The organism is uncultured Methanobrevibacter sp. (assembly GCF_900316895.1).
Taxonomy (GTDB): Archaea; Methanobacteriota; Methanobacteria; order Methanobacteriales; family Methanobacteriaceae; genus Methanocatella.
This window is the reverse complement of sequence record NZ_ONER01000015.1, coordinates 15,449-32,357: the sequence shown is the minus strand read 5'-3', so window position 1 is coordinate 32,357 and position 16,909 is coordinate 15,449. Positions and strand designations below refer to the sequence as shown.

17 protein-coding genes are annotated in these 16,909 nt (G+C 37.6%); 9 read left to right on the top strand and 8 right to left on the bottom strand.

Going from position 1 to position 16,909, the window contains the following annotated elements:
* Both QZN27_RS03375 and QZN27_RS03370 read right to left on the bottom strand, forming a co-directional pair.
* Positions 1-546 (bottom strand): nitrilase-related carbon-nitrogen hydrolase (locus QZN27_RS03375; RefSeq protein ID WP_296783605.1); only part of this gene is annotated, 546 nt, incomplete at its 3' end.
* A gap of 84 nt (positions 547-630) precedes the next feature.
* Positions 631-1,341, bottom strand: a complete 711-nt coding sequence (locus QZN27_RS03370; protein ID WP_296783603.1) for a zinc ribbon domain-containing protein — start codon at positions 1,339-1,341, stop codon at positions 631-633.
* Between the two features lie 69 nt (positions 1,342-1,410).
* Here QZN27_RS03370 and QZN27_RS03365 point away from each other — a divergent pair, with 69 nt between their 5' ends.
* Positions 1,411-1,890 carry a hypothetical protein gene (locus QZN27_RS03365; RefSeq protein ID WP_296783599.1) on the top strand — a complete coding sequence of 160 codons (480 nt, stop codon included), beginning with the start codon at positions 1,411-1,413 and terminating at the stop codon, positions 1,888-1,890.
* Here QZN27_RS03365 and nucS read toward each other — a convergent pair.
* A complete protein-coding gene (gene nucS, locus QZN27_RS03360; protein ID WP_296783597.1) occupies positions 1,887-2,669 on the bottom strand; it encodes an endonuclease NucS in 783 nt (260 codons plus the stop codon). The two genes, QZN27_RS03365 and nucS, sit on opposite strands and share 4 nt — an antisense overlap.
* Before the next feature lie 122 nt (positions 2,670-2,791).
* On the opposite strand from nucS, the gene QZN27_RS03355 reads away from it, so the two are divergent.
* The 3 genes from QZN27_RS03355 to QZN27_RS03345 all read left to right on the top strand — a co-directional run bounded on the left by QZN27_RS03355 (position 2,792) and on the right by QZN27_RS03345 (position 5,109).
* A complete protein-coding gene (locus tag QZN27_RS03355; protein ID WP_296783593.1) occupies positions 2,792-3,733 on the top strand; it encodes an alpha/beta fold hydrolase in 942 nt (313 codons plus the stop codon).
* Complete coding sequence (locus QZN27_RS03350; protein WP_296783590.1) at positions 3,733-4,008, top strand: DUF5750 family protein; 276 nt, start codon at positions 3,733-3,735, stop codon at positions 4,006-4,008. The genes QZN27_RS03355 and QZN27_RS03350 overlap by 1 nt, the downstream gene beginning before the upstream one ends.
* Positions 4,009-4,134: 126 nt before the next feature.
* Entirely contained in the window at positions 4,135-5,109 is a 975-nt protein-coding gene (locus tag QZN27_RS03345) for a hypothetical protein (protein ID WP_296783587.1), read from the top strand.
* A gap of 15 nt (positions 5,110-5,124) precedes the next feature.
* Here the strand turns inward: QZN27_RS03345 and nadA are convergent, their stop codons facing one another.
* The 3 genes from nadA to rnz are packed head-to-tail and all read right to left on the bottom strand — an operon-like array spanning position 5,125 to position 7,692.
* The gene (nadA, locus tag QZN27_RS03340) at positions 5,125-6,039 is read right to left on the bottom strand and encodes a quinolinate synthase NadA (RefSeq protein WP_296783585.1); all 915 of its coding nucleotides are present in this window, start codon (positions 6,037-6,039) and stop codon (positions 5,125-5,127) included.
* On the bottom strand, positions 6,032-6,784 hold the full coding sequence (locus QZN27_RS03335; RefSeq protein WP_296783581.1) for a mechanosensitive ion channel family protein: 753 nt from the start codon (positions 6,782-6,784) through the stop codon (positions 6,032-6,034). The genes nadA and QZN27_RS03335 overlap by 8 nt, the downstream gene beginning before the upstream one ends.
* Complete coding sequence (rnz, locus tag QZN27_RS03330; RefSeq protein WP_296783575.1) at positions 6,781-7,692, bottom strand: ribonuclease Z; 912 nt, start codon at positions 7,690-7,692, stop codon at positions 6,781-6,783. The genes QZN27_RS03335 and rnz overlap by 4 nt, the downstream gene beginning before the upstream one ends.
* A 70-nt stretch (positions 7,693-7,762) precedes the next feature.
* Here rnz and nadC point away from each other — a divergent pair, with 70 nt between their 5' ends.
* Positions 7,763-8,587, top strand: a complete 825-nt coding sequence (gene nadC, locus QZN27_RS03325) for a carboxylating nicotinate-nucleotide diphosphorylase (RefSeq protein ID WP_296783572.1) — start codon at positions 7,763-7,765, stop codon at positions 8,585-8,587.
* 3 nt (positions 8,588-8,590) lie between these two features.
* Here the strand turns inward: nadC and QZN27_RS03320 are convergent, their stop codons facing one another.
* Positions 8,591-10,111: a DEAD/DEAH box helicase gene (locus tag QZN27_RS03320; RefSeq protein WP_296783569.1), complete on the bottom strand. Its 1,521-nt coding sequence runs from the start codon at positions 10,109-10,111 to the stop codon at positions 8,591-8,593.
* Positions 10,112-10,290: 179 nt separating this feature from the next.
* Between QZN27_RS03320 and carA the strand changes: the two genes are divergently transcribed.
* Positions 10,291-11,349, top strand: coding sequence for a glutamine-hydrolyzing carbamoyl-phosphate synthase small subunit (gene carA, locus QZN27_RS03315; protein WP_296783567.1), 1,059 nt, complete (start codon positions 10,291-10,293; stop codon positions 11,347-11,349).
* Positions 11,350-11,364: 15 nt separating this feature from the next.
* A complete protein-coding gene (carB, locus tag QZN27_RS03310) occupies positions 11,365-14,541 on the top strand; it encodes a carbamoyl-phosphate synthase large subunit (protein WP_296783565.1) in 3,177 nt (1,058 codons plus the stop codon).
* A 21-nt stretch (positions 14,542-14,562) separates the two neighbouring features.
* Here carB and QZN27_RS03305 read toward each other — a convergent pair whose 3' ends face one another.
* Positions 14,563-15,156, bottom strand: a complete 594-nt coding sequence (locus QZN27_RS03305; RefSeq protein ID WP_296783563.1) for a zinc ribbon domain-containing protein — start codon at positions 15,154-15,156, stop codon at positions 14,563-14,565.
* A gap of 124 nt (positions 15,157-15,280) precedes the next feature.
* Here QZN27_RS03305 and QZN27_RS03300 point away from each other — a divergent pair, with 124 nt between their 5' ends.
* Positions 15,281-16,435, top strand: coding sequence for an amidohydrolase family protein (locus tag QZN27_RS03300; protein WP_296783560.1), 1,155 nt, complete (start codon positions 15,281-15,283; stop codon positions 16,433-16,435).
* 41 nt (positions 16,436-16,476) lie between these two features.
* Complete coding sequence (locus tag QZN27_RS03295) at positions 16,477-16,899, top strand: universal stress protein (protein ID WP_296783608.1); 423 nt, start codon at positions 16,477-16,479, stop codon at positions 16,897-16,899.
* Positions 16,900-16,909: the final 10 nt, after the last annotated feature.

Below are 16,909 nucleotides of genomic sequence, written 5' to 3'. Positions count from 1 at the left end.
CTGGTTGAATGCACCCGGATAAAATAGGATTTCAGCACCATTTTCCACCATTATCCTTGCAAGTTCGACAAATCGAACGTCATAGCATATTCCAATGCCTATTCTTCCTAAATCAGTATCTGCAATTGTAAAATCATCCCCTGCAGTCAACACATCTGATTCTTTAAAGGTGATTTTGTCCTTAACGTCAATGTCAAAAAGATGCATTTTCCTGTGTTTTGCCAAAATTGAACCGGTTTTGTCAAACAGGTAGCTTGTATTGTATAATTTGTCGTCTTCCCTTTCGGGAATGGATCCTGCAAGGATGTAAACATTATATGATTTTGCCAGTTGAGAAATAGTATCTAAGGTGTGGCTGTCATGCTCATTTTCACCATATTCAATAAACTTGTCATTAGAATAGGGACAGTTGAACATTTCTGGCAAAACTATAAAGTCAGCATCATGGTCTGCACTGTTGGCTATCATTGAGCTGGCTTTTTTTAAATTGGCCTTTTTGTCATCAACTACATTCATCTGACAAAGGGCAAGCTTGACTTTATTCATGGTAACACAAAAAATAGAAAAAAGTATGAATTAAATCCATACTTAAGCAATGTCTGAAGAAAAAAGTATGAATTAAATCCATACTTAAGCAATGTCTGAAGAACTTATTGCACTTTCAATGTCTTCTGATGTGAGGGAGTTTTCAGAAGCTCCGGTTATTTTGAAAACATATAGTTTTCCATCACTGAACATTGAAACATATCTGGTGTAGTCTCCATCTGCATTTTCCAATAGCATATTTGATGAGTTTCTACCGTCTATGGTTACTGTTTCAACAAGTTCGACATAATCTCCGCCCTCTTGAGCGTGAGTGATTCTTTGTTGTGTTATGTCTTTAAGGGAATTAGCATTAGTAGTGATGTTGTAGTACTCTATAGTTACATTTTCCGGATTTTGGAAAAATACAGCACTAGAATGTTCCGCATCACTTCCATTTACTTTTTTCCAATCATTTGGATATTTGAATGAAAAATCTCCGTCCTTATATTCGGCCAAATCACTGGTTGACTGAATTATAGGATTGGAGTGGCTACCATTGCCATTGTGGTTGGATCCCATAAACACAATTCCACAAATAACAATTAAAGTTAAAATTAAAATAATTCCAATAACTAACTTATTTTTCTTGGTAAGAATGCCGTTGTCATCGGTCTTTTTCTCTGATTTTGGTTTTTGTTGGAAAATATCCTCTTTTTTAGGCGCTACAACTTTTGGTTTTGGAAATTGATAACCGCAATTACCGCAAACAGGAGCACCATCATAACTAGGATTTCCACATTCGGGACATTTTTTCACAGATTTACCTCCATTAAATGTTACATTTAATTTTTATATTATAAAAATATATTTAATTAATGTGATAGTATGGCAGATGAAGAAATTATTAATCTTGATGATATAAATTATGCAGTTTATAAAATTGGCGAATGGAAAAATCATTATGAAATCAATCAAATTGGTCTATCCCGGGAAATTCCTGTTACTAAAAATACAATAGACCATATTAAATTCTCCATGGATGAAATCAGAAATTCTCAATTTTCACTTTCAGATAAAACAGTCAATGGATTTGTTGCCATTGCAATGCAATTGAATCCTAAGGTCCAGGAAATGGAACTGGATGATGTCATCGAATTGGAGGAAAAGGAATATAAAAATATTTTATCAGAATTGGATGGTCTTGATGTTTTAAGCGATGATGAAAGCATTCCTCTTGAAGGCGAGGAATATCTCATTTACAAATTGGAAAAGGAATGCCATGTAACCACTTCAATTCCTGCAAATGAGTTTACTCAAAAATTCTATGAGGCTGAATTGAAAAGGATTGAAGATGCCCTGGATTAGAAGAAATCCAGAGTTACTTTCTTATCTCTTTTTAACTCACGAGGAGGTTCAACAGATACAAATTCAATACCTTCCTCTTCAATCATCTCAAGTGCATCATCCATGATTGACGGTGCAACGAGCAAACCCCTTATTTTTTTCTTTTCGGCTTCAACTTCTCTTAAATAATCGTTGTCCGTATTTTCCATATCTTGAATGTAGCGTCTAAGTTGCTTTACTGCGGTCACTCCTGCTTTTCTTGCTTTCAGTTCAAGAATCATTAAATTGTTGTCACTGTCCTTTCCTAAAATGTCAATGAAACCATGCTCGACACTATACTCTCTTGTAGTCGGTTTGAAGCCCTCTTCAATGATATGTGGCTTTTCCATGATCATATCGCTCATATCCTTTTCGTATCCTGCCTGTTCAAGTTCCTCAAAGTCTTCGACATTAGCATAGTTGATGAATTGGATTTGCTTTATTTCAACGGTCAACAGCTCTTTAGGGGTTCTTCTGTGACTTTCTAAAAATAGGGTGTCATTTTTGATGTAGGCTCTTGTTCTTGATTTTGGAGGCTGCCAGTTAACTGGCTCCACCTTTTTTTCCTGGTGGATTAAGAATGCTCCATCCGGTTTAATCATTATTATACGTTCTCCCCAGTTCAATTCACTTAGGGCTCTTCCTTCATAGTTTACCTTACAGCATGCAAAAATAAGTATTGTAGCTCTTTTTCTAAGTGCCTCTTCAATTAGGTCATATGCATCTTCGCAATTTGGTTTTTCTAAAATTTTATATTTCATCACAATTTACATTGTTTAGTTTAATTTAAATAATTTGTTTTCAAAATCAATTATTATAGTTCAGGGGAGGAATTTCCATTTACGATGATGAATATTTTGAAGATAAGAAAGAGTACTTTACCATGGATTCGTTCGAGTTTGAAAATGGTGAGATGATTAGGGACACTGTTGTTGAATATATGACCTTTGGAACTCCAAAATATGATGAAAATGGTGCTATTGTCAATGCAATTGTTTATTGTTCCGGTTCTCTTGGAACATTTGCAGGAATTAATAAAATTTTGCCGTTGACCGAAAAAGGTGATGCATTCGACGGGGAAAAGTACTTTTTTATCAGCATGTCAGCTTTGGGAGCTCCAGGATCATGCTCCCCTTCAACAACCGATTTGAAAAATAGGTTTCCAAAATATTCTCTTGCTGATGTCGTCAATTTCCAAAAGCAATTTCTGGCTGAAAAATTTGGAATCGACCACATCTTGGGTTTGATTGGAAATTCGATGGGTGGATTCATCGGTTTGACACAGGCAATCCGTTATCCGGAATTTCAGGACTTCATCATCTGTGGCGTAAGCAGCTATAAGGTTGCAGGCCATGACTATATCCTTTCGAAATTTGTGGATGAAATCATAACTTCCGATCCGGATTATGCAAAAGGTGAAATGACCTACTCTCTGATTAGGACTTTGAGATTGGCAAACCTTGCCGAGTTTAATTTTGGACTTTCCAAGGAAGCATTAAGGGCGATGTCCAATGAGGAGCTGGCATTTGAATTTGAAACATTCGGAAATGAAATGCTTGAAATAGACATTTATGATTTGAAGTACTGCAATGAATCCTGCATGAACTTTGATGTTGAAGACAAACTGGATAAAATCAATTCTAAGGTTTTAATCATCTCATGCAAACAGGATCCTCATTTTCCTCCTGAATTGGACGGCATTCCAATGTCTCAAATGATTGAAAATTCACAGTTGATTGTAATGGATTCAGAATTGGGGCATTTGTGTTTCAACGAGCTTGAAACAATCTCTGATGAATTAAAAGAATTTATGAGGGGATTATGATGATTGTTAATGTTTCAGATTATGGTGACAGGGACGATAAGAAATTCATAGAGTATTCCGTTTCAGGATTGTCCGAAAAGCAGTTGGATTACCTGAAAGCCAATTTGGACGAGGACATCGTTGTCAGGGATGATGTTTTGACATTGACAATGTATTTTCGCGATGAATTGTATCCATTCCAAAGCGACGTTGCAAAAATCAGATTGGATGATTTCATTGCCCGTGAGGAGATTGAAATGAATGTATTTCTATCAAGTTTTTTAGAAGATATGTAACATATTTTATACTTTAACGATTAAACTCTGAATGTATTCGAGTTTTTATCAATATTTTCCAAACTGTTTTTAAAAAAATTTATATGTTTTCATTTACTACCTATTTATAGAAAAGAGGTTTTTGTAATGTATCTTGAAGACAATATACATGTAATGGATTCATTTGAATTTGAGTATGGCAGGGTGCTGGAAAATGTTGAAGTCGAATATAGGACATTCGGCACTCCAAAATATGATGAAGATGGATTCATTACCAATGCAGTCTTATTTTTTTCTACATTCAATGGAATCTATTCATTTTTAAGAGAGTCTCACAATTACATAATGAGTCATGGTAATTTTATAGATGAATTCTATTTTATTGTAATCAGTCCGTTAGGAACTCCCGAATCATGTTCTCCTTCATCCACAGGTTTGAATTATGAATTTCCAAGATATACGTATACTGATGGAATAAATTTTATTAGACAGTTTTTGGCGGAAAAATTTAAAATAAGAAAAATCTTGGGCCTGGTTGGAGAAGGTAGCGGAGGTTACATAGTTTTATCATGGGCATGTGAGTTTCCTGATGAAATGGAATTCATTTTTATTGTAAATTCCGCCGCTAAGGTTTCAGGATACAGATTTATCATTTCAAAAGTTTTGGAACTTATCATAGACTCAATAGATGATTATTATACTGATGGGTATAGTGTTTCAAAAACTAAAAATTTGATAGCAATTAATGCACTGCTATTTGCACATTCATCCTCCAAAAAAATATTTAATAATTTAAACAATGATGAAATTTCTGCAATTTTTGAAGATTTTAATGATGAATGCTTCTTTAGGGACATCTATGATTTCAAGTTCAGAAACGATTGTTTTTTGGAATTTGATGTTGAAAATAAGTTGGGTAATATTAAGGCAAGATCTTTGTTCGTCTCAACCAATGATAACTATTTCAATTATGAACTTGACATCTTGCCATTTAAAGATTTGGTTCCGGGTTCAATTGTTCTAAAACAGGAAGATAGAAAAGAGAACTATTACTTTGAAGAAAAAGATTATGCTCCTGTTGGTGAAGAGGTTATTGCCTTTTTAATGCAATTTAAAAAATAAGGTGTTAAAGCTAGTCTAGCTAGCATTTAACATATGTTCAACGGCTTTTCTTGACTTGTCGGCAACATCCTTAGGTAATGTGACTTCCGGAGCTTCATTTACAAGTGCATCCCTGATTTTTTCAAGTGTATGGAGCTTCATTGTTTCACAGATTGCCCCTTCAAGCATAGGATACAATTTTTTGCCAGGAACTTCTGAATTGATTCTTGTAATCATGTCGATTTCAGTTCCGATAACGAATTCCTCCTTGTCGCTTTCGGCAATGTGTCTTAACATTCCGCCGGTTGACATCACTTCATCACATGCTTTTTGAACTTCGATTTTACATTCTGGGTGGCAGATTATCTCAGCGTTAGGATATTCTTTTCTTTTAAGCTCAACATCTTCAACATGGAATAGTCTGTGTACATAGCAGTGGCCGTCTTTTGGAACCGGAATGATTTCCTTATCTGTTTTTTCTGCAACATGGGTTCCCAGGTTTTTGTCTGGTCCGAACAATATCTTGTCCTGTGGTAAGCTTTCGGCAATCTTAACTGCATTTGCGGAGGTACATAATGTGTCTGCATGCTGTTTTGCCTCAGCAATACTGTTGACGTAAAGAATGACTCCTGCATCAGGATACTCTTCTTTTGCCTTTAGCAGTTCCTCTTCAGGAAGCATATGTGCCATAGGACATTCCGCTTCAAGTGTTGGAATGATGATTTTCTTATCCGGATTTAGGATAAAAGCGGTTTCTGCCATAAAGTCGACTCCGCAGAATATTACAAGATCCTTGCCGTCTATTTCAGAAGCCTTTATACACAATTCCAGTGAATCGCCTAAAAAATCAGCAATTTCCTGAACTTCCTTTGGTTGGTAGTTGTGTGCAAGAATTATTGCATTTTTCTCTTCTTTTAATTTTAAGATTTCTTCTTGAAGTGAGTTACTCATATTTTCCACCCTTTTCAACATATTTCCTTATTTCGTTAGTGACTATTAATTTATATTTATCTTTACTATTAAAATCTTTTACCCAAAATGATACTTTAACTTTGCTTTGTTTAAATGATATCTCTTTGGCATAGACCTCAGGCTCAGGTTTCTTTAGGATTTCATCATACTCTAAAATCTTTTTGGTAATGTAGGATTTAAACTCCTCAACATCAACATCCAATGCCAGTCCAGCATTTATGTCCACTCTATATTTTTCAGGGGTCTTATACTGAAGGTAAGCGTCATTTGTCAATGTTGAGTTGGGAATATGGTCTTTAACTCCAAAATCATCGACAATGATTGTGGATCTGAGGGTTATCCTCTCAACAACACCCTTTTTGCCTTTGATTTCAAGGGTGTCCCCAACTTTTATGCTTTTGCCTAAAATCAGTATTATTCCGGAAAACAGGTTTGAAATGATGTCTTTTGCAGCAAAACTCACTGCAATACCAACAATACCCAAACTCAATAGGGTTCCGGCCAGATTGATTCCGAAAAACTGCAGAATCACCATCAGTGCAATGAAATAAATTATGTAATTGATGATGTCCCTTATGAGATAGATTATGGTCATGTCCTTTTCAAATCTATTCATTTTGTTCATTAAAAAGGCAATAATTCGTGTAAGCATTGATGCCATAATAATGATAATCAGAATATAGATTAGAATCATTGTAGGGTTGTCTACTTGTGGTATATTCATGATTCGCCTCGAACGTTTATTTCCATGCAATCTTTAGCCAGTTCAGTATTTTCAAAGATTTCCTGAGCTTCCTTCAACATTATCTGAGCGTATTCTTCTCCATATCTTGTGCTGATATGTGTTATTATCAGTCTTTTGCTGTTTGATTCACGGGCAACAAAAGCCGCATCCCTGGAAGTGGAATGGCCATACTCCTCTGCATTCTGCGCTTCCTTTTGTATGAATGTTGATTCATGAATGAGCAATGTGCTGTCTCTTGCAAACATAATCATTTCTTCACAGGGACGGGTATCGCCTGAATAGGTTAGCTTAATTCCTTTTCGCGGAGGGCCAAGAACTTGTTCGGGTTTTATGATTCTGCCATCGATTTCAACCTCTTTGCCGTTGTGCAGTTTTCCAAAGGCAGGACCTACTGGAACGCCCAATTCAATTGCTTTTTCACGTAAAAACCGTGGTTTTTTCTTTTCTTCAATGGAATATGCCAATGACGGAACATTGTGTCTTACGCTTTGTGCCCTGATTACATATTCTTCTGTTTCTTCAATGACTCCCGTGTCAATTTCAATAAATTCAACAGGATACTCAATTGCACAATAGCCCAAGCTGTAAATGGCGTCCTTTAATTTGTTCAAACCTCTTGGACCGTAAACTGTTAATTTTGATTCTCTTCCATTCAGACTCATGGATTGAAGCAATCCCGGAAGGCCTAAAATATGGTCTCCATGAAAATGTGTGATAAATATTTTTGATATTTTCATAGGGCTTACATTGGTAAATAATAATTGTCTTTGTGTCCCTTCACCGCAATCAAATAAGAATACATCACCGAAAGCCTTAACTGCAATAGACGGATGATTGCGGTCTTTCGAATGGACTGCTGATGAGGTTCCTAAAAATGTCACTTCCATAATTTATCACTTCAATATTAATATAGTTAAAATTATATAATCATAATTATATTAAATTTTAGGTGATTTTTTGGATAAGATTATTGAATATATGCTTGCTGAAGATGAAGGATTTGGAGACATTACCTCAAATGCAGTGGTTGAAAAGGATAAGATTGTAAATGCATCCATCGTATCAAAGGATGAGGGCATTTTGGCAGGAATTGATGTTATTCGTGAATTATTTGAAGAGTATGGTATTGAAATAACCCTTTGCTTGAGGGAAGGGGTTAAAATCTCTAAAAATGATTTGCTCATATCCTTTAGGGGAGATGCAAGAACAATATTGCTTCTCGAAAGGACCGCATTGAATCTGCTCATGAGGATGAGTGGTGTTGCCAGCGCAGCGGCTGAATATGCAGAATTGGTTAAGGATTATGATGTAAGAATAGCAGGCACCCGCAAGACCTCTCCGGGAATAGCGAAATTTGACAAGTATGCATTGAATGTTGGAGGCGCTGATACCCATCGCTTCAGCCTGGATGACATGGTTCTGATTAAGGACAATCACATTGCAGTTTGCGGATCTCCTTTGGATGCGCTATTGAAGGCCAAGGAAAACACAAGCTTTTCCAAAAAAATAGAAATAGAAGTTGAAACATTGGATGATGCGGTTGAATGTGTTGAAAACGGCGCAGATATTGTAATGCTTGACAACATGTCCGGTGAGGAAGTCAAAAAGGTCATTGATGAGCTTGAAAAACTCGACATTCGTCAAAATTCACTGATTGAAGTTTCAGGCGGAATCACCAAGGACAATATCATGGATTATGTTGAATATGGCGTTGACATCATTTCAATCGGGGCACTGACACATTCCTCAAGAAGCCTTAATTTCAGCTTGAGGATAGAGTAATTTTCATAATCTCAGTGACAATTTTTCCTTCAGCTCTTCATCGGTCATTTCGGTGATGAATGTTTCATCGCTGCTTATGGCCTTTTCAGCGAGATTCAGCTTGTTTTTGCTCATCTCGTCAATCACTTCTTCAAGGGTTCCCTTTGTGATGAACCTATACACCATCACATCGCTTTTCTGGCCAATCCTGTGCACACGGTCTGTAGCCTGGTTTTCGATTGCAGGATTCCACCACAGGTCATAATGGATAACGTTCTGTGCTGCTGTCAGGTTAAGTCCCACACCGCCTGTCTTGAGTGTTGCAACCAGAATCTTACAGTCCTTATTTTCCTGGAAATTCTCAATCACTTCCGCTCTTTTCTGCTGGGAAAGTGAACCATGTAAAAACAGCACTTCGGTTTTCATCTTCTTTGAAACCAGTTTCTGTATAATTTTGCCCATCTGAGCGTATTGGGTAAAGATTATCACCTTTTCATCCATATCCAGAATGTTTTCTAGTATTGTAATCAGCAGTTCCATCTTTCCTGATTCCGAAATCTTCGGATTGTCCGAACGCAGGAACTGTGCCGGATGATTGCATGCCTGTTTCAGGCCGGTGATGATGTTTAGAATGATTCCACGTCTTTCAATGCCTGTTTTTCCTTCCAGATCTTCGAATATGCCGTCCATTATTGCATTGTATAACTTGATTTGCTTGTTTGTCAGGCTGCAGTATATGTCATTGACGATCTTGTCCGGAAGCTCGTCCTTGATGTTGTCATCGGTCTTAAGACGCCTCATGACAAAGGGTTTTGTTATTGTCCTGAACTTTTCCAATGTCTTTGTCTCTTCCAGCCTCTCGATTCTCATCACATAATTTGCCTTGAAGCTGTCCAGTGATGAGAGGTATCCCTTGTTTACAAAATCGAATATGGACCAGTAATCTGTCAATTTGTTTTCGATGGGAGTACCGGTAAGGGCAATCTTTGTTTTTGCCTTGACATTCTTGATTGCCTTTGTCTGCTGGGTATTCGGATTTTTGATGTTTTGAGCTTCATCAATAACGCATATGAACCATGTCTTGTCTAAGAACATGTCCAAATCAAGCCTTATGACTCCGTAGGAGGTCAGCATGATGTCATATTCCTCAAAAGGGAATGTCCTGTTTGATCCGTGATAGACGTAATATGACAGTTCAGGTGTGAACTTTTTGATTTCGTTTTCCCAGTTGGATATCAGTGTCGGTGGGACAATAATCAGTGACGGTTCACTGTCCAGAGGATTTGCCTCCTTGAAATGGAGTATTGCGGTTAAAACCTGGACTGTTTTACCGAGCCCCATGTCATCTGCCAGTATGCATCCGAACTTATATCTTACATTAGAGACAAGCCAGGAATATCCTATTTTCTGGTATGGCCTCAGCTCTCCGATAAATGACTTTGGAACGTCGTAAGCCTTGGTTTCTCCAATCATTTTTTTGAATTTCTTGAAATCATTCGGGTTTTTCATCTGATTTTTAATTAACTTTTCAGATTCCTTGTCCATAGTCTTATTTTGGTCATTTTAATTAATAAATTTTCAAAATCGAATTTTTAAATTTGAATTATTTTCTCAAAAAATGGTGATTTCCTCGCTAAAAAACAAAGTTTAATAATAATCTAAAATAAAATATAATAAAGATAGTAAATTTTTATATTTTATTATGGTGATTTAATGGTAAAGCTTTGGAAGATGGAACTATTTTAAAAGGTGAAGCATTCGGTTATGAAACCACCAAATTAGGAGAACTCGTTTTTTCCACAGGTATGGGCGGTTACACTGAATCATTGACTGATCCATCTTTTAAAGGAGAAATATTAATGTCCACTTACCCGCTTGAAGGTAATCACGGTGTAAGTGAAGAGTGGTATCAATCTGACAAGATTCAGGTTGAAGGATTTGTTTGTCGTGAAGTTTGCAGTCAGCTTTCAAACTTCGGACCTCAAAAAACATTGGACGAATTTTTAAAAGAGTTTGAAACCCCTGGAATCAGTGGAATCGACACTCGTGATTTGACACTTAAAATCAGAGAAAGAGGTTCACTTAAAGCAGCTATCACAACTGAAGACATCGATGATGACAAACTCCTGGAAATGGCAAAAGCACAGCCAAGCATTGAAGACATGGATGTTGTGCCTTTAGTTTCCACAAAGGAAATCAAGATATTCAATGAGGATGCCGACAAGAAAGTTGCCCTGATTGACTGTGGTGTTAAAAAGAATATCATAAACTCATTTTTGGAACGTGACATTGGAGTCATACTGTTCCCTTATGACACTGACTACAAGACCGTCCTGGATTACTCCCCATCAGGACTCATGATTACTTCCGGACCTGGAAACCCTGACAGAGTGTCCGAAACTATCGAAACCATGAAAAAGCTATCAAACAGGCTGCCAATATTTGGTATCTGTATGGGTCAGCAACTGATTGCAAAATCATTCGGTGCAAGGTCATATAAGATGAAATTCGGTCACCGTGGTGAAAACCAGCCGGTTAAAGACTTAAACACTGGAAAAGTGTTCATCACCTCACAGAATCACGGTTTCACAATTGACAAGGAGTCCTTAAAGGAAACCGATTTAGTATTGACTCAGATTAACTTGAATGATGGAACTCCTGAAGGTATTTCGCATAAGGAGTTACCGTTACATTGTATACAGTACCATCCTGAAGCAGGACCTGGTCCAAACGATACAAGACACATTTTTGATGAATTTAACCAAATGATGGATGATTATTAATTAGAGGGATTACAAATGCCAGTTGATAAAGATATTAAAAAAGTATTAATTATTGGATCTGGACCTATTCAAATCGGACAAGCAGCAGAATTCGATTATTCAGGTTCACAAGCATGTAAATCACTAAGAGAAGAAGGTATTGAAACAGTACTTGTTAACAGTAATCCTGCTACAATTCAAACTGATTTGGGAATGGCCGATACTGTTTATACCGAGCCATTGACTCCAGAAGTCGTTGCAAAGATTATTGAAGAAGAGGAAATTGACGCTATTTTACCAACCATGGGTGGACAAACAGGATTGAACATTGCAACAGGACTTGGAGATTTAGGATTACTTGAAGGAATTAAGGTAATAGGTTCTGACGTTCAAACTATTAAGGATGTAGAGGACCGTGACTTATTCGCAAACCTCATGGAAGAAATTGGAGAGCAAATTCCAAAATGTCATGCTGTTGAAAGCGTAGAAGCAGCTCTTGAAGCGGTTGAGGATATAGGATATCCGGTTATCGTAAGGCCGGCTTTCACATTAGGTGGAACCGGTGGAGGAATTGCCCACAACGAAGAGGAACTCATTGAAATTGCAAATCACGGTTTGGACATGAGTTTCATCAACCAGGTCCTTATCGACGAATCCGTTCTCGGATGGAAGGAAATCGAATTTGAAGTAATGAGGGATAAGGAAGACACCTGTATCATCGTCTGTACCATGGAAAACATAGACCCTATGGGTATCCACACAGGAGACAGTGTTGTAGTCGCTCCTATCCAATGTCTATGTGACGAAACCATTCAGAAAATGCGTGACGCATCAATCAAGATTATCAGAGCATTGGGAATCCGTGGAGGATGTAACATTCAGTTTGCGCTAAACCCTGAAACCGATGAATACAAAGTAATCGAGGTAAACCCAAGGGTATCAAGAAGTAGTGCGCTTGCATCAAAGGCTACTGGTTATCCAATCGCTAAAATCTCATCAAAAGTCGCATTAGGTTTGACTTTGGATGAAATCAAAAACGACATCACCAAGGAGACTCCCGCATCATTCGAACCTGCCATCGATTATGTGGTTATCAAAATCCCAAGATGGCCGTTTGACAAGTTCAAAGGAATCAGCCGTGAAGTCGGAGTTCAGATGAAGGCAACCGGAGAGGTCATGGCTATCGGAAGAACCTTCGAAGAGGCATTCCAGAAAGCATTAAGATCTCTTGACATGGGATTCGACGGATTTGAATATGTCGAATGGAGTGAAGAAGACCTTGCTCATCCGACTGACCTTATCTACTTCCAAATCTATTCAGCTATAAAAGACGGAATGGATATCGACAAGATTCGTGAACTCACCAAAATCGACAATTTCTTCCTCTACAAAATCAGAAACATCGTAGAGTTCGAAAACGATGTCACAGCTGAAAAAATTGACGATGAGGAATACTTAAGAAAAGCAAAACAGATGGGATGCTCAAACAAACGTCTAGCGGAACTGTCAGCCCAGACCGAAGAGTATATCAAAAACCTGCTTACCAGATACAACATAAAACAGTCCTATAAGATGGTTGACACATGTGCTGCTGAATTCGAAGCTAAAACTCCATATTACTACAGCAGCTATGATGAGGGTAATGAACTGACTTCAACAACAAAGAAAAAAGTTGTGATTCTTGGTGCAGGACCAATCAGAATCGGACAGGGTATCGAATTCGATTACTGTTGTGTACACTCCTCTTTAGCTTTAAAAGAAGAGGGAATAGAAACAATCCTAATCAACAACAACCCTGAAACCGTAAGTACCGATTATGACATTTCAGACAAGCTGTTCTTTGAACCGTTGACATTTGAAGATGTGATGGGTGTAATCGAACAGGAAAAACCTGATGGTGTTATCGTGCAGTTCGGAGGACAAACCTCAATCAACCTTGCCGTACCGCTCGCAAATGCTGGAGTTAAAATATGGGGAACACCATATGACAGCATCGACAGGGTAGAAGACAGGGAACTCTTTGCAGAACTCCTTGAAAAACTTCACATTCATCAGGCACCATACGGAACAGCAAATTCATTCGAAGAAGCAAAAGAGATTGCAGAAAGAATCACATTCCCAGTCCTTGTACGTCCGTCATATGTTATCGGCGGAAGGGCAATGGAAATCGTTTATGATATGAACGAGCTTGAGGAATATATGAAAGAGGCAGTTAAAGTCTCACCTGACCACCCTATTCTTGTGGACAAGTTCCTTGAAGATGCCATCGAGCTTGATGTGGACCTGTTATGTGACGGTGAAGACGTATTCATTGCAGGAATCATGGAACACATCGAGGAAGCTGGTGTTCACTCAGGAGATTCCGCATGTGTAATACCTCCTCAGACAATTCCGGAACATATCCTGAACACAATCCGTGAACACTCAACCAAACTTGCTTTGGAATTGGATGTCAAAGGTTTAATGAACATTCAATACGCTGTCAAGCTTGACGAAGAGATGGTCTACATCATTGAGGCAAACCCTCGTGCAAGTAGAACCGTTCCGTTTGTAAGCAAAGCCATCGGTGTGCCATTGGCAAAAGTTGCAACATGGATTATGAACGGCGCCAAATTAAGGGACTTCGGACTTGAAAAGGAAATCAAGATAAGTCATGTGGCCGTAAAAGAATCAGTATTCCCATTCCTGAAACTTCCAGAATCCGATACAGTGCTCGGACCTGAAATGAAATCAACCGGTGAAAGTATCGGTATAGACGACAGCTTTGGAATGGCATTTTATAAATCACAGCTTTCAGCCAACATGGAACTTCCTAAAGAAGGTAAGATTTTCATCAGCGTCAAAGAAGCCGACAAGAAGAAAATCAGACCTATTGCTGAAAAGGCTGCCAATTTAGGATTTGATATTGTGGCAACTGCAGGTACCGGTGATGCAACCGGCCTTGATTCAGTTGAAAAAGTCCTGAAAGTGTCACAGGGATCACCTAACATCAGGGACGCTATCCTGAACAAGGAAATTGACCTTATTATCAACACATCTGAAGGTAAGCAATCCGCTAAGGACGGCTATATCATCAGACGTTTAGCTATTGAGTTAGGTATACCTTATGTAACTACTTTGGCAGGCGCAAGAGCAGTTTTAAATGCTATTGAAGCTGTGCAAAATAATGAAATCAATGTAAAATCTTTAAACGAATATGTTGATGGAGAATAATTATTCTCTATCCTTTTTTTTTTAATTATTGTAAAGATAATCCTTAATGTTAATACCGCATGAAGGACATTCCTCTTCACCGATTTTCAACCTGCTTTTACACTTAGGACAGAAGTTGAGCTGAACCTTATACTCTTTGCTTTGATCAATAACAATATTAATCTCGATTCTTTCGGTGATGTGTGATTTCAGCACGTTCATGTCCCAGTCATTGTCCATCAGCATCTTTTTATAGTAAAATGCTTCAGTCATTGTGTCGTAATGGCCTATGATGTCATCGCCTTTTTTAATGTAGAATTTCCTTATTTTGTGGTCAAAAAGGATTTCTCCTTCCCTTTCCTTTTTATTGAATTTTGTTCCTTTGATTCTGCCTTTTGGACGTTTTTCGGGAAAAGGGGGCAATTCCATATTTTCATACTTGTTTTCAAGGTCGCATTCGACAAGCAAGTCATAATCGAAATTACAAAAAAACAGTGCATCCCTTTCATATAATGCATCAGATAATTTACTGAACTCTCCATAATCCTTATTGTTGTATTTGACTCGGTATACATTACCGGTTTTAACAATATTCCTGTAAAAGTATCTTATTTCCTGGGAGTTAATAGAAATCACCTTGATGGTTTAAAAAAGAGATAATCGAATTTTTCCGATATCTAGTTTATATTATTGTTTTTCAAATTTAATAAATTTAATCAATAAAAAAATACTTTAATAAAAAAAATTAGATTTTACTTTAATGTTTACTGTATCAAATGGAATTATATTGAAAGGCCAGGATCTGGTTCCGGTTCGCGAAGATATCGTTGTGGACGATGGGAAAATCATCGAAATTGCAAAAGATGCAAAAGAGGGCAAAATCATCGATGTTGATGGTGCCATAGTATGCCCGTCCTTCATCAACGGTCATGTTCACATTGGGGATTCCATAATCAAGGATGAGGGTTATGGCCTTACATTGGCTGAAATGGTCAAGCCTCCAAATGGCGTCAAGCACGTTGCCCTGTCAAATGCTGAAGATGATGATTTAATTAACGCCATGAGGCAATCCATGCATGACATGATTGATTCTGGAACAACCCACTTCATCGATTATCGTGAAGGGGGAATCAAGGGAGTCAAGCTTTTAAAGGAGGCTTCAAAAGACCTTCCAATCAAGCCGATAATTTTGGGCCGTGACGACAGTTTCTATGGTGATGATCCCGATTTGGCCAAGGTCAAAATAGCCATTCGAAAATTATTGAAGATTGCCGATGGAATCGCTCCGAGCGGCTTTGGTGAAATCACTCCTGAAGTTGCCAGTCTGATTTCAGAGGAATGCAGTAAGCAAGGCAAAATCTCATCAATTCATGTGGCCGAATCAGAGTCCAATCAGATAGAGTCATTAAACAATGATAGGCTAACAGAAATCGCCAAAGGTGTTAATAGTAATTTCAGTCAGCTGGTTCATCTGACAAATCCAAAGGCAAATGATTTGGAATTGGTGGCGAGGTCAAATCAGAATGTTGTAGTTTGCCCAAGAGCAAATGCAACTTTAAACGTCGGTGTGGCTCCTTTAAGTAAAATGCTTGAGTTAGGAATAATGCCATTGCTTGGAAGCGACAATGTGATGTTGAATTCACCAAACATGTTTAGGGAATTGGAATTTACCCTAAAACTGATGTCCATTTATCATAAAAGTTATATTAATCCTAAAGATTTGGTTAAAATGGCAACAACCAACATATGCGGATTTGAAATCAACAATGTTATCGGAAAATCATTGATTTCAGAGGACAGTTTTGCCGAGTTCAATGTTTTAAAATCTTTTTCTAAAAATCCATACCTCAATATATGCAATCGTGTAGAAACGAAAAATATATTATATACCATTAACAAAAAGATAAATGTATAATATCATGGATATGAATCCATATATTATGGGAGATGTTAATGATGTATAAAAAGATATTGGTTCCTACAGACGGTTCAGAATTCGCAAAAAAAGCTGAAAAACATGCGTTATTCTTATCAAAGGTTAGTGGAGCCGAAATAGTTGCTGTGAGTGTCACAGAAAATAATTTTGTTAACGGACTTCCATTGGATGATGAGATATACCAGTTAAATCAAGTCTTAAAGGAAAGATCAGAAGAAAATCTCAAGGAATTTGATGAATTAAATGATAGTGATTTAAAGATTACTCATGTAATCAGGGAAGGTTCACCTGCTAGAGTCATTTTAGAGGTTGCCCAAGAAGAGGATATTGACCTGATTGTAATGGGTAGTTCCGGTAAATCCGGCTTCGATAGATTTATTATGGGTAGTGTAGCAGATAAGGTTGTAAATTCAGCAAAATGCGCAGTACTTGTTGTCCATTAAACTTATTATT

Excerpts from the sequence above, each read along its gene's own strand:
- QZN27_RS03365 (WP_296783599.1), top strand. The coding sequence starts at position 1,411 with ATGGCAGATGAAGAAATTATTAATCTTGATGATATAAATTATGCAGTT.
- nucS (WP_296783597.1), bottom strand. The coding sequence starts at position 2,669 with ATGAAATATAAAATTTTAGAAAAACCAAATTGCGAAGATGCATATGAC.
- QZN27_RS03355 (WP_296783593.1), top strand. The coding sequence starts at position 2,792 with ATGGATTCGTTCGAGTTTGAAAATGGTGAGATGATTAGGGACACTGTT.
- QZN27_RS03350 (WP_296783590.1), top strand. The coding sequence starts at position 3,733 with ATGATTGTTAATGTTTCAGATTATGGTGACAGGGACGATAAGAAATTC.
- QZN27_RS03345 (WP_296783587.1), top strand. The coding sequence starts at position 4,135 with ATGTATCTTGAAGACAATATACATGTAATGGATTCATTTGAATTTGAG.
- nadA (WP_296783585.1), bottom strand. The coding sequence starts at position 6,039 with ATGAGTAACTCACTTCAAGAAGAAATCTTAAAATTAAAAGAAGAGAAA.
- QZN27_RS03335 (WP_296783581.1), bottom strand. The coding sequence starts at position 6,784 with ATGAATATACCACAAGTAGACAACCCTACAATGATTCTAATCTATATT.
- rnz (WP_296783575.1), bottom strand. The coding sequence starts at position 7,692 with ATGGAAGTGACATTTTTAGGAACCTCATCAGCAGTCCATTCGAAAGAC.
- QZN27_RS03320 (WP_296783569.1), bottom strand. The coding sequence starts at position 10,111 with ATGGACAAGGAATCTGAAAAGTTAATTAAAAATCAGATGAAAAACCCG.
- carB (WP_296783565.1), top strand. The coding sequence starts at position 11,365 with ATGCCAGTTGATAAAGATATTAAAAAAGTATTAATTATTGGATCTGGA.
- QZN27_RS03300 (WP_296783560.1), top strand. The coding sequence starts at position 15,281 with ATGTTTACTGTATCAAATGGAATTATATTGAAAGGCCAGGATCTGGTT.
- QZN27_RS03295 (WP_296783608.1), top strand. The coding sequence starts at position 16,477 with ATGTATAAAAAGATATTGGTTCCTACAGACGGTTCAGAATTCGCAAAA.